Origin of the sequence: Marisediminicola sp. LYQ134 (assembly GCF_046599635.1) — a bacterium.
GTDB lineage: Bacteria > Actinomycetota > Actinomycetes > Actinomycetales > Microbacteriaceae > Marisediminicola.
This window is the reverse complement of the sequence record NZ_JBKIWP010000001.1, coordinates 1,366,837-1,380,681: the sequence shown is the minus strand read 5'-3', so window position 1 is coordinate 1,380,681 and position 13,845 is coordinate 1,366,837. Positions and strand designations below refer to the sequence as shown.

Here is a 13,845-nt window from a genome sequence, read left to right as displayed (position 1 = left end):
CGCCGGCGTCACACCCTCAGCCGAGGATGACCGCGCTGTGCCCGGGGAGCGTCGTGGAGTCGGCGGAGACGTCGGCCGCGGCATCCGTCGACAAGAGCGTCGTTCCGCCCACCGCGAGAGTCACCGGTGACTCGCCGAAGTTGACGGCGATCGTCGTCGCACCGCGACTGATGATCATCGTCCGCTGCGCGTCGGTGTCGACGTGCTCGACCGACAGCTCGGCGAATCGCGGATCGGTGAGGTCGGGAACGGTGCGGCGCACGATCGCGAGTTCGCGGTAGAGCGCGAGAAGTCGCGCGTGATCGCCCGACTCCGCCTCTGCCCAGTCGAGCTTCGAGTTCTCGAACGTCGCCGGATCCTGAGGGTCGGGCACGACCGCGGGGTCCCACCCCATCTTCTCGAACTCGCGGATGCGACCCTCCGCCGTCGCGGTGCCGAGCTCGGGCTCGGGGTGCGACGTGAAGAACTGCCACGGCGTCGACGCCCCCCACTCCTCGCCCATGAAGAGCATCGGTGTGAAGGGACCTGCGAGCGTGAGCACGGCGGCGATCGCGAGCTCGCCCGTGTCGAGTGTCGCCGCAAGGCGATCACCCACGGCACGGTTGCCGATCTGGTCGTGATTCTGGTTCGCGACGACGAGACGCCACGTGGGCATCGACTCGGTGTCGATGGGCTTGCCGTGGTCGCGCTCGCGGAACGACGAGTAGGTGCCGTCGTGGTAGAAACCGCGCGTGAGCACCTTTTCGAGCGACTCGAGCTTCGCGAAGTCGCCGTAGTACCCGGTCGTCTCGCGCGAGAGCGCGACGTGCACGGCGTGGTGGAAGTCGTCGCTCCACTGCGCGAGCAGACCGTAGCCCCCCGCCTCACGCGGGGTGATGAGCGTGGGGTCGTTGAGGTCGGATTCGGCGATGAGGGTGAGCGGCTTGCGCAAGTGGGCCGAGAGCGCATCCGTCTCCTCCGCCATCTCCTGCAGGATGTGCGTATCGGAGGTGTCGACGAGCGCGTGCACGGCGTCGAGGCGCAGACCGTCGACGTGATAGTCGGCGAGCCAGAGTCGCAGGTTGTCGAGGATGTAGCGGCGCACGACGGGCTCGTCGAGGTTGACCGACGACCCCCACGTGTTGGCGCTCGCCTCGTGCAGGAAGGGACCGAACCGGGGGAGGTAGTTGCCGCTCGGGCCGAGGTGGTTGTAGACGACGTCCTGGATGACGGCGAGCCCGCGCGCGTGGCACGCGTCGACGAAGCGGCGGTAGGCCTCGGGGCCGCCGTAGCTCTCGCTCACGGCATACCAGAGCACCCCGTCGTAACCCCAGTTGTGCGTTCCGTTGAAGCCGTTGACCGGCAGCACCTCGACGAAGTCGACACCGAGAGACACGAGGTGGTCGAGTTTCTCGATCGCCGAGTCGAGGGTGCCACCGGGCGTGAAGGTGCCGATGTGGAGCTCGTAGATGACTCCGCCGCCGAGCTGCCTGCCCGTCCAGTCGGAATCGGTCCACGCGAAAGCGCCCGGGTCGTCGACGCGCGAGAGCGCGTGTACGCCGTCGGGTTGACGCCGCGAGCGGGGGTCGGGCAGAACGGTCTCGTCGCCGTCGACCCGGTAGCCGTAGTCGGCGCCGGGGGTCGCGTCGACCTCGCGCGCCGTCCACCATCCGCCGTCGGCCGAGACCATCGGATGCTCGGTGCCGTCGACCACGAGGGTCATCGCCGAGGCGAGGGGAGCCCAGATGTCGAACGGGTGTGCGGGGGACGACATCGGGGTCGAGGTCATGGCTGAACCGTTTCTGCGGGGACGAGCAAGGCGACGGGATAGGTGGCGAGGAGCTCGGAGAGCGGGATCGTGCCGCCGTCGAATCGACGGTTCGTGAGCACGTCGACGACGGGGCGACCGGCGAGCTCGATGATCGTGTCGTCCCAGCCGCCGTCGCGCGCGAGCCCGAGCGGCAGTCGAGTGGCGACGGTGATGGCGCCGCCGCGGTCGAAGGCGACGACGTTGTCGGCGCGAGCACCGAACGCGGGCACCCCGACGTAGCGGGTGAAGAGCTCGGGGTGGTCACGCCGGGTGCGCAGCGCGCGTGACACGACGAGGAGCTTGGCGACACCCGTCTCGTCGACCTCGGGCATGCTGCCGCCGTCGATCGCCGCGAGGTAGAGCGCGCGCAGACCGAAGTCCACCTCGCGCCTGTTGTCGGGGTCGACGAGCGAGGTCTCCCACAGCTCGCTGCCCTGGTAGACGTCGGGGACGCCGGGGGCCGTGAGCTGGAGGAGCTTGGCGGCGAGCGAGTTGCTCCACCCGGCCGCGGTGATGCGACCGAGAAGGCGATCGAGAACCGCCGCCACGCGCTCGTCATCGAACGCGCTGTCGATGAGCGCGTGCATCCGCGTCTCGAAGTCTTCGGCGGGCGCCGTCCACGCCGTCGAGTTGCCCGCTTCGCGCGACGCCTTCTCGGCGTAGGCGTGCAGTCGCTCGCGTGACGCCGGCCACGACCCGATGATCGCTTGCCAGAGGAGCGACTCGAGGGGACCGTCTCCGAGAGGCGAGAGTTCGCGCAGGTCGCCGAGCGCCCCGGCCCACTCGTCGGGGATCTCGGCGAGCACGCTCAGTCGGGCACGCACGTCTTCGCCGCGCTTGGTGTCGTGAGTCGAGAGGGTCGTCATCGAGGCGGGGTGATTCGCGTGGCGGCGTGCCTGCCTCGCGTGGAACTCCTCGGGTGCCACGGCGAACTCCGAGGGGTCGGCGCCGACCTCGGTGAGGGTTCCGAGCCTCGTGTAGCGGTAGAACGCCGTGTCTTCGACGCCCTTGGCCATGACCATCCCGGAGGTCTGCTGGAACCGCCGAGCGGCCGGGTGGCCGGGATTCTCGAGCACCGGAAGGAGTCGCCCGACCTCGTCGGCGAGGTCGGGCCGGTGGTGACGCGCGAGCTCGGCAGCCTCGTGGAGGTGGTGCAGACCGAGAGGCAGGTAGGAGCGGTAGACCGGGAAGCACGTGAGGACTTCGGCGATCGCGTCGGCCGTGACCCCGCCGACCTCGTCGGGGGCGACGCTACCGAGGTCGCGTTCGATGCGGAGGACTTCCGAGCGCAGGATGCCGTCGGCGATCGACCGCTTCGTCGTGTGGATGAGGGCGGTCCACGAGACCGTGTCGCCGCCCCCACGCAGCCTCGAGTCGAGCTCGTCGAGGCGCTCGCGCCCCGCGGGGTCGACGAGAACGCGGTCGATCTCGGCGAGAGCGTCGTAGCCTGTCGTTCCCGAGGTCGCCCACGAGGTGGGGAGGGGCTCGTCTCCCTCGAGGATCTTCTCGACGAGCACGTAGGCGTTCGCCGTCACGCCCGCGAGGCGATCGAGATAGCCGCCGGGGTCGGCGAGGCCGTCGGGGTGGTCGACCCGGAGCCCGTCGGCGAGCCCCTCGCTGAACCAGCGGGCGATCTCGACGTGCGACTCGTCGAAGACCCACGGGGTCTCGACCCGGATGCCCGCGAGAGTGTTGACGGCGAAGAAGCGGCGGTAGTTGAGCTCGGCGTCGGCGCGACGCCAGTTCATGAGCTCGTAGTTCTGCCGCGCGTGCACCTCGGCGGGCGAGGCTCCGTCGTCGGCGGTGCCGGGGGCGATCGGAAAGCGGTTGTCGAAGTAGCGCAACTCGCCCGCAACGATCTCGAGCTTGTCGAGCTCCGACGCGCCCTCGGTGTCGTCACCGAGCACGGGGATGCGCACCTTGCCCCGGCCGAACTCCCAGTCGACGTCGAACGCCTCGGCGTAGCGCGACTCGCGCCCGTGGGCCAGGAGGTCCCACCACCACACGCTCTGCGCGGGGGTCGCGACACCGACGTGGTTGGGGACGATGTCGACGAGCACCCCGAGCCCGACCTCGCGCGCGGCGGCCGATGCGGCCGCGAACCCGTACGCCCCACCTCGCGCGGGATCGATGCTCGCGTGGTCGGTCACGTCGTAGCCGTGATCCGAGCCCTTCTCCGCGGTGAGGATGGGCGAGAAGTACACCCAGTCGGCACCGAGGTCGTGCACGTAGCGCGAGACTGCCGCAGCCGACCGCAAGTCGAAGGACTCGCGGATCTGCAGCCGGTAGGTCGAGACGGGAACGCGCATCAGAGGCTCGACGGGTCGATCACCGGGATCGACTGGGTCATCGCGAGAGACGCGGCGACCGAGTGGTCCGGTTCGGCTTCGGGCTCGGTGAACGCGCGCAGGACGACGAGCGATTTGGCGCCGATCGGCACCATCGCGCCCGCAGCGAGCGGCGGACTGTCGGCGCCGGCGCCCGCGGTGTCGACGACCGTCTCCCACTGCCCCGAGTACTCGTCGGCCGGGAGCTGGAACTCCACGACGTCGTCGTGAGCATTGAAGTAGACGAGGAAGTTGACGTCGGTGATGCGCTCGCCGCGAGCATCCCGCCCGCGGATTCCGCTGCCGTTGAGGAACACGCCGATCGAGCGGCCGAAACCGGAGTCCCAGTCCTCGGGCTCCATGACGCCGCCGTCGGGTGTGAGCCACACGATGTCGGGGAGCGGCTCACCCTCGGTGCGTCGCACGGGGCGGCCGTCGAAGAAGCGAGCCCGGCGGAAGGTCGGGTGCTCGCGACGCAGCTTGGTGACGGCGGAGACGAAGTCGCTCAGCGGCTTGTCCGCACGATCCCAGTGCACCCACGAGATCTCGCTGTCTTGCGCGTAGGTGTTGTTGTTCCCGCCCTGGCTGCGCCCGAGCTCGTCACCGTGGAGCACCATCGGCACACCCTGCGAGAGCAGGAGAGTCGCGAGGAAGTTGCGCTGTTGACGCGCGCGCAGCGTCTGGATGCGCGGATCGTCCGTCGGCCCCTCGACCCCCATGTTCCACGAGCGGTTGTGCGATTCGCCGTCGTTGTTGTCTTCGCCGTTGGCGTCGTTGTGCTTCTCGTTGTACGACACGAGGTCGGTGATCGTGAAGCCGTCGTGCGCCGTGACGAAGTTGATCGACGCGACCGGGCGGCGGCCATCCTGCTCGTAGAGGTCGGCCGAGCCCGTGAACCGTGAGGCGAACTCGCCGAGCGTCGCGGGCTCGCCGCGCCAGAAGTCGCGGACGGTGTCGCGGTACTTACCGTTCCACTCGGTCCACTGCGGCGGGAAGTTGCCGACCTGGTATCCGCCGGGCCCGACATCCCACGGCTCGGCGATGAGCTTGACCTGAGACACGATCGGGTCTTGCTGCACGAGCTCGAAGAATGTCGAGAGCTTGTCGACGTCGTAGAACTCGCGGGCGAGCGCCGACGCGAGGTCGAAGCGGAAACCGTCGACGTGCATCTCGGTGACCCAGTAGCGGAGCGAGTCCATGATGAGCTGGAGCGAGTGCGGGTGGCGCACGTTGAGGGTGTTGCCCGTGCCGGTGTAGTCCATGTAGAACTGCTCGTCGTCTTCGACGAGGCGGTAGTACGCCTCGTTGTCGATGCCGCGGAAGCTCAGGGTCGGGCCCATGTGGTTGCCCTCGGCGGTGTGGTTGTAGACCACGTCGAGGATGACCTCGATGCCGGCGTCGTGCATCGAGCGCACCATGCCCTTGAACTCCTGCACCTGCTGGCCGAGATCGCCCGTCGAGGCGTACTCGTTGTGCGGGGCGAAGAAGCTGATCGTGTTGTAACCCCAGTAGTTGCGCAGACCCTTGTCGAGCAGCGTGGAGTCTTGAACGAACTGGTGAACCGGCATGAGCTCGATCGCGGTCGCACCGATGCGCTGGAGGTGCTCGATGATGACGGGGTGCGCCAGTCCCGCGTAGGTGCCGCGCTGCTCCTCGGGAACGTCGGGGTGCAGCTGCGTGAGCCCCTTGACGTGGGCCTCGTAGATGACGCTCTCGGCGTAGGGCACCTTCGGGTGACGGTCGCCCGCCCAGTCGAAGAACGGGTTGATGACGACGCCGAGCATCATGTGCGCGGCGGAGTCGTCGTTGTTGACCGAGAGCGGGTCGCCGAAGTTGTAACTGAAGAGCGACTGATCCCAGTCGAAGGTGCCGCATGTCGCCTTGGCGTAAGGGTCGAGGAGGAGCTTGTTCGCGTTCGCGCGCTTGCCCGATTCGGGGTCGTATTCGCCGTGCACGCGGTATCCGTAGCGCTGACCCGGCTGGATCTGCGGCAGGTAGCAGTGCCAGACGTAGGCGTCGACCTCGTGCAGTTGCACGCGGGTCTCGGTGCCGTCCTCCTCGAAGAGGCACAGCTCGACTTTCTCGGCCGCCTCGCTGAAGAGGGCGAAGTTCGTTCCGCTGCCGTCAAAAGTGGCGCCCAACGGGTAGGCGGATCCAGGCCAGGTTTCCATGCGTTTCCTTCGATGAGGGGTCGCCTAACCGTAACCGGTCCCCGCGTCGACGGCAGCGCGACCACGGGTGCTTGACACGGGGGCCGCGGAGGACATCGAAAGTGCCCGCGGCGGCGATCGCGTCGTATGCTGGTCGAGAACACGGGAGTCCGGTGAGCCGGGCTGAGAGGAAGCTTCTCCAAGCTTCGACCGTCGAACCTGATCTGGATCATGCCAGCGCAGGGAGGCAGATTCTCTCCGGGTCGTGGCAACCGCCGCGCCCCACACCCGTGCCCGCTTCAGAGACTGAAAGGGCACGACAGTGCACACCACAACACCAGGAACATCCACCCCCACCGGTCGCCGCATCACCTTCCGGTGGCGCGTCGTCGATATCGTCGTCGCGAGCGTTCTCGGAGTCGCCGCCGCCCTCGTCTTCTTCGCCTGGAATCAGCTCTACACCCCCGTCACCGCGCCGTTCGAGGCCTTCCTCCCCGGATCACAGGCGCTGCTCTACGGTGTCTGGCTCTTCGCGGGCGTTCTCGGCGCCCTCGTCATCCGCAAGCCGGGTGCCGCGCTCTACACCGAGCTCGTCGCCGCGGTCGTCTCGGCGCTGCTGGGTGCGCAGTGGGGCGGGTTCGCGACCATCCAGGCGGGCCTCGTTCAAGGCCTCGGGGCCGAACTGGTCTTCCTCCTGTTCTTCTACGCGAACTGGAAGGTCGGAGTCGCGATCCTCGCCGGTGCCGGCGCGGGCGTCGCGATGGCCATCAACGACCTCCTCCTCTGGTACCCCGGTGTCGGCTTCAGCTTCCAAGCCATCTACGCGGTCTCGGCCGTGATCTCGGGCGCGGTCATCGCCGGGCTCGGATCGTGGCTGCTCGCACGGGGACTCGCGAAGACGGGAGCGCTCGGCCGATTCGCCTCCGGCCGCGAGGCCACGGAACTCGTCTGAGCCCGCGAATCCATGCGTGAGGACGACCAGCGGATGACGGCGCCCGGATGACGTCGGCGGACGACGATCGAGGTGCCAGCGTCGATATCGCGGGGTGGGGATGGCGGCACGCCGGGCGCGCCGCCTGGGCGCTGCGCGGGGTGGACCTGCGCATCGAGCCCGGGGAGAGGGTGCTTCTGCTCGGAGCGTCCGGCGTGGGCAAGTCGACGCTCGTGCACGCCCTCGCGGGCGTTCTCGGGGGCGACGACGACGGCGAGAGCGAGGGGTCGCTCCTCGTCGACGGACTCGCCCCCGACGCGGTGCGCGGCACGGTCGGTCTCGTGCTCCAAGACCCCGATGCGAGCGTCGTTCTCGCGCGCGTCGGCGACGATGTCGCGTTCGGGTGCGAGAACCTCGGGGTGCCGCGCGCCGAGATCTGGCAGCGGGTCGACCGCGTTCTCGAGGCCGTCGGACTCGATCTGCCTCTCGCGCACCCGACAGCGCAACTCTCCGGCGGGCAGAAGCAGCGCCTCGCTCTCGCGGGAGTGCTCGCGATGCGGCCCGACCTCCTCGTGCTCGACGAACCGACCGCCAACCTCGACCCCGACGGGGTGCTCGAGGTGCGCGGCGCCGTCGACAGGGTGCTCGAGTCGACCGGGGCGACCCTCGTGGTCATCGAGCACCGCGTCGAGGTCTGGTGGAACCTCGTCGACCGCGTCGTCGTGCTCGGGCCGGGAGGGTCGGTGATCGCGGATGCCGCGCCCGACGTGATTCTCGAGACCGCAGCCGACGCGCTGACCGACATCGGGGTGTGGATTCCGGGGCAGAAACCCGATCGCGCCGAGCGGGAGCAGGCACCCGACGACGTCGTGCCTCTCCTCCGCGCCGCAGACCTCGCGGTCGGCCGGGCGAAGACCGTCGTGCACTCCGCTCTCGACGTCGAGGTGCTCGGCGGTCGGTGTCTCGCGATCACCGGACCGAACGGCGCGGGCAAGTCGACCCTCGGCCTCACCCTCGCCGGGCTGCTCGCCCCGGTCTCCGGAACGGTCTCGGCCACTCCCGCGCTCGCCGGATCACTCGCAGCGTCTCCCCTCTCGTGGCGATCGAGCGACCTCGTGGGCCGTGTCGGCACCGTCTTCCAAGACCCCGAGCACCAGTTCGTGACCGCGACGGTGCGCGAGGAGCTCGAGGTCGGCGCCCGCGCGACCGGGCTCGACGAGGCATCCGCCACCTCTCGCGTCACCGCTCTGCTCGACAGGCTCAGGCTCACCGCTCTCGCGCGAGCCAACCCCTTCACGCTGTCGGGCGGCGAGAAGCGGCGTCTCTCGGTCGCGACGATGCTCGTCACGGCACCGCGCGTGCTCGTTCTCGACGAGCCGACCTTCGGGCAAGACGCCCGCACCTGGCGCGAACTCGTCGACCTCCTCGCCGAGCTGCTCGATGCCGGCACCGCGGTCGTGTGCATCACGCACGACCGGGATCTTGTCGACGCCCTCGCCGACGTCGAGCTGCGGATGAGCGCGGACGGCCACATTCTCGCGACCGCGAGTTCGTCGTGAGCATCCTCACCCCCGTCGCGGGGCCCCAGGCGGTGTACCGCATCAATCCCGTCGCGAAGCTCGGGGCGGCGGCGATCGTCAGCATCGTTCTCGTTCTCAGCATCGACTGGGTCTCGGCGTCGGTCGCGCTCGCGTGCGAGGCCGTGCTCTTCCTCTTGGCGGGCCTCACCCCCCGCCGCTTCTTTCTGCGCACCCTGCCGATCTGGATCGCCGCGCCGCTCGGGGGCATCACGACCCTGCTCTACGGGCGCGAAGACGGCGAGGTCTTCGCGCGTTTTCTGCTCATCGTCGTGAGTGACGGGTCGATCGAACTCGCCATCGCGACGACCCTGCGCGTGCTCGCGATCGGGCTCCCGGCCGTCGTGCTCTTCGTCACCGTCGACCCGACCGACCTCGCCGACGGACTCGCGCAGGTTCTGCGGCTCCCGGCTCGCTTCGTGCTCGGGGCGCTCGCCGGCCTCCGACTCGTCGGCCTCTTCGCCGACGATTGGCGCTCGCTCGAGCTCGCGCGCCGGGCGCGCGGCATCGGCGACACGGGCAGGCTCCGGCGCTTCGCCGGGCAGGCGTTCGCGCTGCTCGTGCTCTCGGTGCGACGGGGCACCAAGCTCGCGACCGCGATGGAGGCGAGAGGGTTCGGATCGTCGACCCCGCGCACGTGGGCACGCGATTCGCGCTTCTCCTGGCCCGAGTGGACGCTCATCGCGATCGCCGTGGTCGTCGCGACCACGGCGACGACGGTGTCGGTCGCGCTGGGGGAGTGGAACTTCATTGTCGGCGGCTGAGGGTCACGCGAGTGCCGTCGAGGTCATTCTCGGGCGCGACGCCGCGCAGCACTCGCACGTCGAGGGGCTCTCCGGGCGTCCGCCGGTGGTGCTCATCGACGGCCGGTCGGGCGCGGGCAAATCCACGCTCGCCGAAGCACTCGTCGCCCGATGGCGCGACTCCCGCGTCGTCGACCTCATCCGGCTCGACGACATCTACCCCGGCTGGTCGGGGCTCCGCGCCGCGAGCGAACACGTCACCGAGCACGTGCTCGAACCGCACGCGCGAGGCGTCGACGGTCGCTGGAGACGCTGGGACTGGAAAGCGGATACCGCGGCCGAGTGGCACGGCGTCGACGCGGGATCGGCGCTCGTCGTCGAGGGCTGCGGCGTCGCGAGCGCGGCCAACCGGGCGCTCGCGACGACGACCGTGTGGGTCGAACTCGACGAACCCGAGCGCCGACGCCGCGCCCTCGAGCGCGACGGCGACACGTTCGCCCCGCACTGGTCGGCGTGGGCGCGCGACGAAGCCCGCTTCATCGCGCTCGAGTCGCCCCAGACATCCGCCGATCTCGTGATCGACGGCCGTACCATTGCGCCGTGACGACCGCAGCCCAGACCACCGCGCCCCCGACGATCTCCGCGCCGCAACTCGTCGCCCAGCTCGCGGGCCCCACCCCGCCCGTCGTGCTCGACGCGAGCTACCTCCTCGAGCACCCCGAGTTCGACGGCGACTACCGCTCGACCGACGCTCGTGAGGGCTTCGAGCGGGCCCACGTTCCCGGCGCGCTCTACGTCGACGTCGCGCGCCAGTTCTCCGACCCTCGCGGGTCGACGCACTACACCCACCCCTCGCCCCAGGCCGTCGTCGACGAACTCGCGCGGCTCGGCATCGGGGAGGGCGCGCCTGTCGTCGTCTACGACACGACGCAGACGATCTTCGCCGCGCGCCTCTGGTATCTGCTGCGCTGGGTCGGCGTCGACGCGCGCGTGCTCGACGGCGGGCTCGCCGCATGGACGACGGCGGGGCAGGACGTCGAGACCGGCCCGACGGCGCCGCCCGCCGCCGTCGCCCCGTGGTCGGCGCGCGAGACCCGCGCGGCCTGGGTCACGCGGACCGAGCTCGTCGCGCGGGCGACCGCCGACGAGCGCCCCCTCGTGTGCGGTCTGCCCGCGGGGAGCTTCGCGGGAACCGCCGTCAGCCGCTACTCGCGCCGCGGTCGCATCCCGGGGAGCGTCAACGTCTCCGCTCGCGCCCTCTTCGCCCCCGACGGCACAATGCTGCCGGCGGCCGAGATCGCCGAGGCCTACCGTGCGGTGGGCGTCGACGGCTCCGAGGAGGTGCTGCTCTACTGCGGAGGCGGCATCTCGGCGTCGGCGAACGCACTCACCCTCGCCGCGATCGGCATCGACTCGGTGCGCATCTACGACGGCTCGCTCGAAGAGTGGTCGACAGACGAGAGCCTGCCACTCGAGACGGATGCGGAGACACCCGGGACCGCGCACGCGGAACGCTGACCGCGCGCGGGCTCGCACCCGCACCCGCGCCGGCGCTCGGGGCGAAGCTCAGGCCCAGCCGAGCTCGTGCAATTGGTCGTCGTCGATGCCGTAGAAGTGGGCGATCTCGTGCACGAGGGTCACGTGGATCTGGTCGCGCAGCTCCTCGAGGTCGGCGCACGCGGCGAGCAGAGGCTCCCGGAACAGCACGATCCGGTCGGGCAACTCCCCGAAGCCGTAGGTGCCCCGCTCGGTGAGGGCGACACCCTCGTAGATTCCGAGGAGGTCGAGCGAACCGTCGTCGGGGCGATCCTCCGTGACGAACACGACGTTGTCGAGTCCGTCGACCATCTCGTCGGGGAGCTCGTCGAGCTCGGCGACGACGAGCCTGTCGAACTCCTCGCCGTCCACATCGTCGGGGCTCACGGCTCGTCCACGGCGTCGACGAGCGAATCCTGCACCCAGCCGAGCCAGTCGTAGATGTCGCCGAGCATGAGCAGCTCGTCGCTCGGAGGCGCGGGGTCGTCGACATCCGAATCCGAGATCCCGAGTCGCACGGCGAGCATGAGACGGATGTCGGTGAGCGAGCGCAGCCAGGCCCCGACCGCGGCCTCGTCGAGCAGCACGGCGGTCTCGGTCTCGGCCGTCAGGCACTCCGCGACGTCGGCGATGATGCGCTGCGCGTTGCCGATCTTGCGCGCGCCCAGGCCATCCGCGGTGAACCGACGGAACTCCGCGGCATCGTCACTGTCGGCGTAGGCGTCGGGCAGGAGGCGCGCGAGGACCGGATCGGCGGGCGCCGCGTCGTCGCGACGAGTGCTCAGCACCCCGGCGACCTGGCTCGCGAGCTGCGTCAGCAGGGCCGCCTCGACGGGCTCGAACTCGGCGGAGACCAGTCCGCGGTCCGCGCGCGTGAACGCCTTCACGATGCGGTGCTCACGAGTCGTCCCGCTCGAGGGTCGCCCAGAGGCCGAAATCGTGCATGGCCTCGACGTGGCGTTCCATCTCCTCGCGGGAACCGGTCGCGACCGTCGCGCGCCCGTCGTTGTGCACCCCGAGCATGAGGCGCTCGGCACGCTCGCGCGAGAAACCGAAGTAACTGCGGAACACCCACGAGACGTAGGTCATGAGGTTGACGGGGTCGTTCCAGACGACCGTCGACCAGGGCGGCGCCGTGCGCGGGGCCTCGACGACCTCGGGGTCGAGCACGCCGACGGGAGACGAGATCGTCACGACCGCTCCCTTCCTCCATGGTCACACCCGGCCGAGCCTCCAGCAGGCGGGACCCCCAACAGAAAGGCCCCGCCGAAGCGGGGCCCACTGTATTGGGGTGAACGACGGGGCTCGAACCCGCGACATCCGGCTCCACAAGCCAGCGCTCTACCAACTGAGCTACGCCCACCACGAGTCGCAACCGCAGAACTGCGACGACGACAACCACACCATCGTAATACACGAACGCCGACCGCGGCGAACGCGCCTGATGCGGCGAACCCAGACGCGGCGCTATCAGCCCAGGCGCGGGGCGAAACTCTCGACGACCGACGACGCGACCGCGGCTGCCTCGTCGCTCGACGGCCCGGGGTCGGCCACGAACGCGGCGAGACGGTAGTACTGCAACTCGCGAATCGACTCGAGGATGTCGGCGAGAGCGCGGTGGCCGCCGTTCTTCGACGGCGCATTGAAGTACACGCGCGGGAACCACCGCTTCGCGAGCTCCTTGATCGACGAGACATCCACCGAGCGGTAGTGCAGGTGACCGTCGACGCGCGGCATGAACTTGGCCAGAAACGCCCGATCGGTGCCGATCGTGTTTCCGGCGAGCGGAGCGAGCTGACCCGACGGCACGAACTTGAGGATGTACTCGAGCACCGCGAACTCGGCGTCGGCGAGGCTCACGCCGTTCGGCACCTCGTCGGCGAGGCCGGACGACGCGTGCATCTCGCGCACGAAATCGCCCATGTTGTCCCACGCAGACTGGTCGGGCCTGATGACGACCGAGAATCCATCGTCGACCGGCTCCAGATCGAAATCGGTCACCACCACCGCGACCTCGACGAGCTCGTCGACAGCGAGATCGAGTCCCGTCATCTCGCAGTCGATCCAGACGAGACGATCCGCAGCAGTACCCATGGGCCGAGTCTAACGTCGAGCCCCCGACGCCCCGGCCGAGCAGCAGGGTGGGGAGGAGACGGCGCATCGGAGCGTGGTAGGACTGGACTATGACAGAAACCACACCCTCCATCGAGCGCGGCGACGAATACCTCGTCATCTACGTCGGCGGACCCTACGACGGACAGACCGACCAGCGAATCAGCACCGACGGCTCGTGGGACACCACGGTGACCGCCATCGCGGCCGTCGACGGCAAAGAGACCCTCGAGAACTACGACATCGTCTCCGCCACCGAGGTCGACGGCAAAGTGCACGCCACCTACCGCTGGGACAAAGCCGACAGCGAGCCCGCCGAAGACCCCGAAGACCGCGGCGGCCGGCAGTAGCCGGCACACCCTCCGCGCGGCATGACACTGCTGTTCTTCTCCTCGGCGTTCTGCGACCCGTGCGCTGAAACGCGCGCCGTGCTCGTCGACGTGGAAAAGCTCGTGCCGGCCGTGCGCATCGTCGAGCTGGATGTCGCCGCCCACACCGCCGAAGCGGAGCGCGCCGGCATCCGCTCGACCCCCACCATCGTGGTGCTCGACGCGAGCGACGCCGAAGTCTTCCGCGCCGAAGGCGTGCCCACGCGCGACCACGTGCTCGTCGCCCTCGCGAAAGCGATCTGACCCCGACGACCGCTCGCGAGCGTCACGACCGCGCGCCACACGCGCTGA

Annotated in this window: 14 protein-coding genes, 1 tRNA gene and 1 riboswitch; of the genes, 7 read left to right on the top strand and 8 right to left on the bottom strand. The window is 69.6% G+C overall.

Annotated features, from left to right (window positions below; translation table 11 throughout):
• Positions 1-16: 16 nt before the first annotated feature.
• From treZ to glgX, 3 genes are read right to left on the bottom strand one after another with little or no spacing between them, the layout of a single operon-like run.
• Positions 17-1,768: a malto-oligosyltrehalose trehalohydrolase gene (gene treZ / locus ACLHIH_RS06635; protein WP_411315910.1), complete on the bottom strand. Its 1,752-nt coding sequence runs from the start codon at positions 1,766-1,768 to the stop codon at positions 17-19.
• Positions 1,765-4,098 carry a malto-oligosyltrehalose synthase gene (treY, locus tag ACLHIH_RS06630; protein WP_411315909.1) on the bottom strand — a complete coding sequence of 778 codons (2,334 nt, stop codon included), beginning with the start codon at positions 4,096-4,098 and terminating at the stop codon, positions 1,765-1,767. Before treY ends, treZ begins: the two co-directional genes overlap by 4 nt.
• On the bottom strand, positions 4,098-6,287 hold the full coding sequence (glgX, locus tag ACLHIH_RS06625) for a glycogen debranching protein GlgX (protein WP_411315908.1): 2,190 nt from the start codon (positions 6,285-6,287) through the stop codon (positions 4,098-4,100). The genes treY and glgX overlap by 1 nt, the downstream gene beginning before the upstream one ends.
• Positions 6,288-6,418: 131 nt before the next feature.
• Positions 6,419-6,530: riboswitch (TPP riboswitch) on the top strand.
• Between the two features lie 58 nt (positions 6,531-6,588).
• On the opposite strand from glgX, the gene ACLHIH_RS06620 reads away from it, so the two are divergent.
• Genes ACLHIH_RS06620 through ACLHIH_RS06600 form a run of 5 tightly spaced genes read left to right on the top strand, consistent with a single transcriptional unit; the run spans position 6,589 to position 11,035 of the window.
• A complete protein-coding gene (locus ACLHIH_RS06620; RefSeq protein WP_411315907.1) occupies positions 6,589-7,218 on the top strand; it encodes an ECF transporter S component in 630 nt (209 codons plus the stop codon).
• A gap of 47 nt (positions 7,219-7,265) precedes the next feature.
• Positions 7,266-8,756, top strand: coding sequence for an ABC transporter ATP-binding protein (locus ACLHIH_RS06615; RefSeq protein WP_411315906.1), 1,491 nt, complete (start codon positions 7,266-7,268; stop codon positions 8,754-8,756).
• On the top strand, positions 8,753-9,538 hold the full coding sequence (locus tag ACLHIH_RS06610) for an energy-coupling factor transporter transmembrane component T family protein (protein WP_411315905.1): 786 nt from the start codon (positions 8,753-8,755) through the stop codon (positions 9,536-9,538). Before ACLHIH_RS06615 ends, ACLHIH_RS06610 begins: the two co-directional genes overlap by 4 nt.
• Entirely contained in the window at positions 9,525-10,121 is a 597-nt protein-coding gene (locus ACLHIH_RS06605; RefSeq protein WP_411315904.1) for an AAA family ATPase, read from the top strand. Before ACLHIH_RS06610 ends, ACLHIH_RS06605 begins: the two co-directional genes overlap by 14 nt.
• A complete protein-coding gene (locus tag ACLHIH_RS06600; RefSeq protein ID WP_411315903.1) occupies positions 10,118-11,035 on the top strand; it encodes a sulfurtransferase in 918 nt (305 codons plus the stop codon). The genes ACLHIH_RS06605 and ACLHIH_RS06600 overlap by 4 nt, the downstream gene beginning before the upstream one ends.
• Positions 11,036-11,083: 48 nt before the next feature.
• Here ACLHIH_RS06600 and ACLHIH_RS06595 read toward each other — a convergent pair whose 3' ends face one another.
• The 5 genes from ACLHIH_RS06595 to orn form a co-directional block, all read right to left on the bottom strand.
• Positions 11,084-11,365, bottom strand: a complete 282-nt coding sequence (locus ACLHIH_RS06595; protein ID WP_411316333.1) for a metallopeptidase family protein — start codon at positions 11,363-11,365, stop codon at positions 11,084-11,086.
• 71 nt (positions 11,366-11,436) lie between these two features.
• Positions 11,437-11,940, bottom strand: coding sequence for a DUF2017 family protein (locus ACLHIH_RS06590; RefSeq protein ID WP_411315902.1), 504 nt, complete (start codon positions 11,938-11,940; stop codon positions 11,437-11,439).
• Between the two features lie 10 nt (positions 11,941-11,950).
• On the bottom strand, positions 11,951-12,241 hold the full coding sequence (clpS, locus tag ACLHIH_RS06585) for an ATP-dependent Clp protease adapter ClpS (protein ID WP_411316332.1): 291 nt from the start codon (positions 12,239-12,241) through the stop codon (positions 11,951-11,953).
• A gap of 99 nt (positions 12,242-12,340) precedes the next feature.
• Positions 12,341-12,416 (bottom strand) — tRNA-His (locus ACLHIH_RS06580).
• Positions 12,417-12,523: 107 nt separating this feature from the next.
• A complete protein-coding gene (gene orn / locus ACLHIH_RS06575) occupies positions 12,524-13,147 on the bottom strand; it encodes an oligoribonuclease (RefSeq protein WP_411315901.1) in 624 nt (207 codons plus the stop codon).
• 89 nt (positions 13,148-13,236) lie between these two features.
• Between orn and ACLHIH_RS06570 the strand changes: the two genes are divergently transcribed.
• Both ACLHIH_RS06570 and ACLHIH_RS06565 read left to right on the top strand, forming a co-directional pair.
• Positions 13,237-13,515: an oligoribonuclease gene (locus ACLHIH_RS06570; protein WP_411315900.1), complete on the top strand. Its 279-nt coding sequence runs from the start codon at positions 13,237-13,239 to the stop codon at positions 13,513-13,515.
• Between the two features lie 21 nt (positions 13,516-13,536).
• On the top strand, positions 13,537-13,797 hold the full coding sequence (locus ACLHIH_RS06565) for a thioredoxin domain-containing protein (protein WP_411315899.1): 261 nt from the start codon (positions 13,537-13,539) through the stop codon (positions 13,795-13,797).
• Positions 13,798-13,845 lie beyond the last annotated feature (48 nt).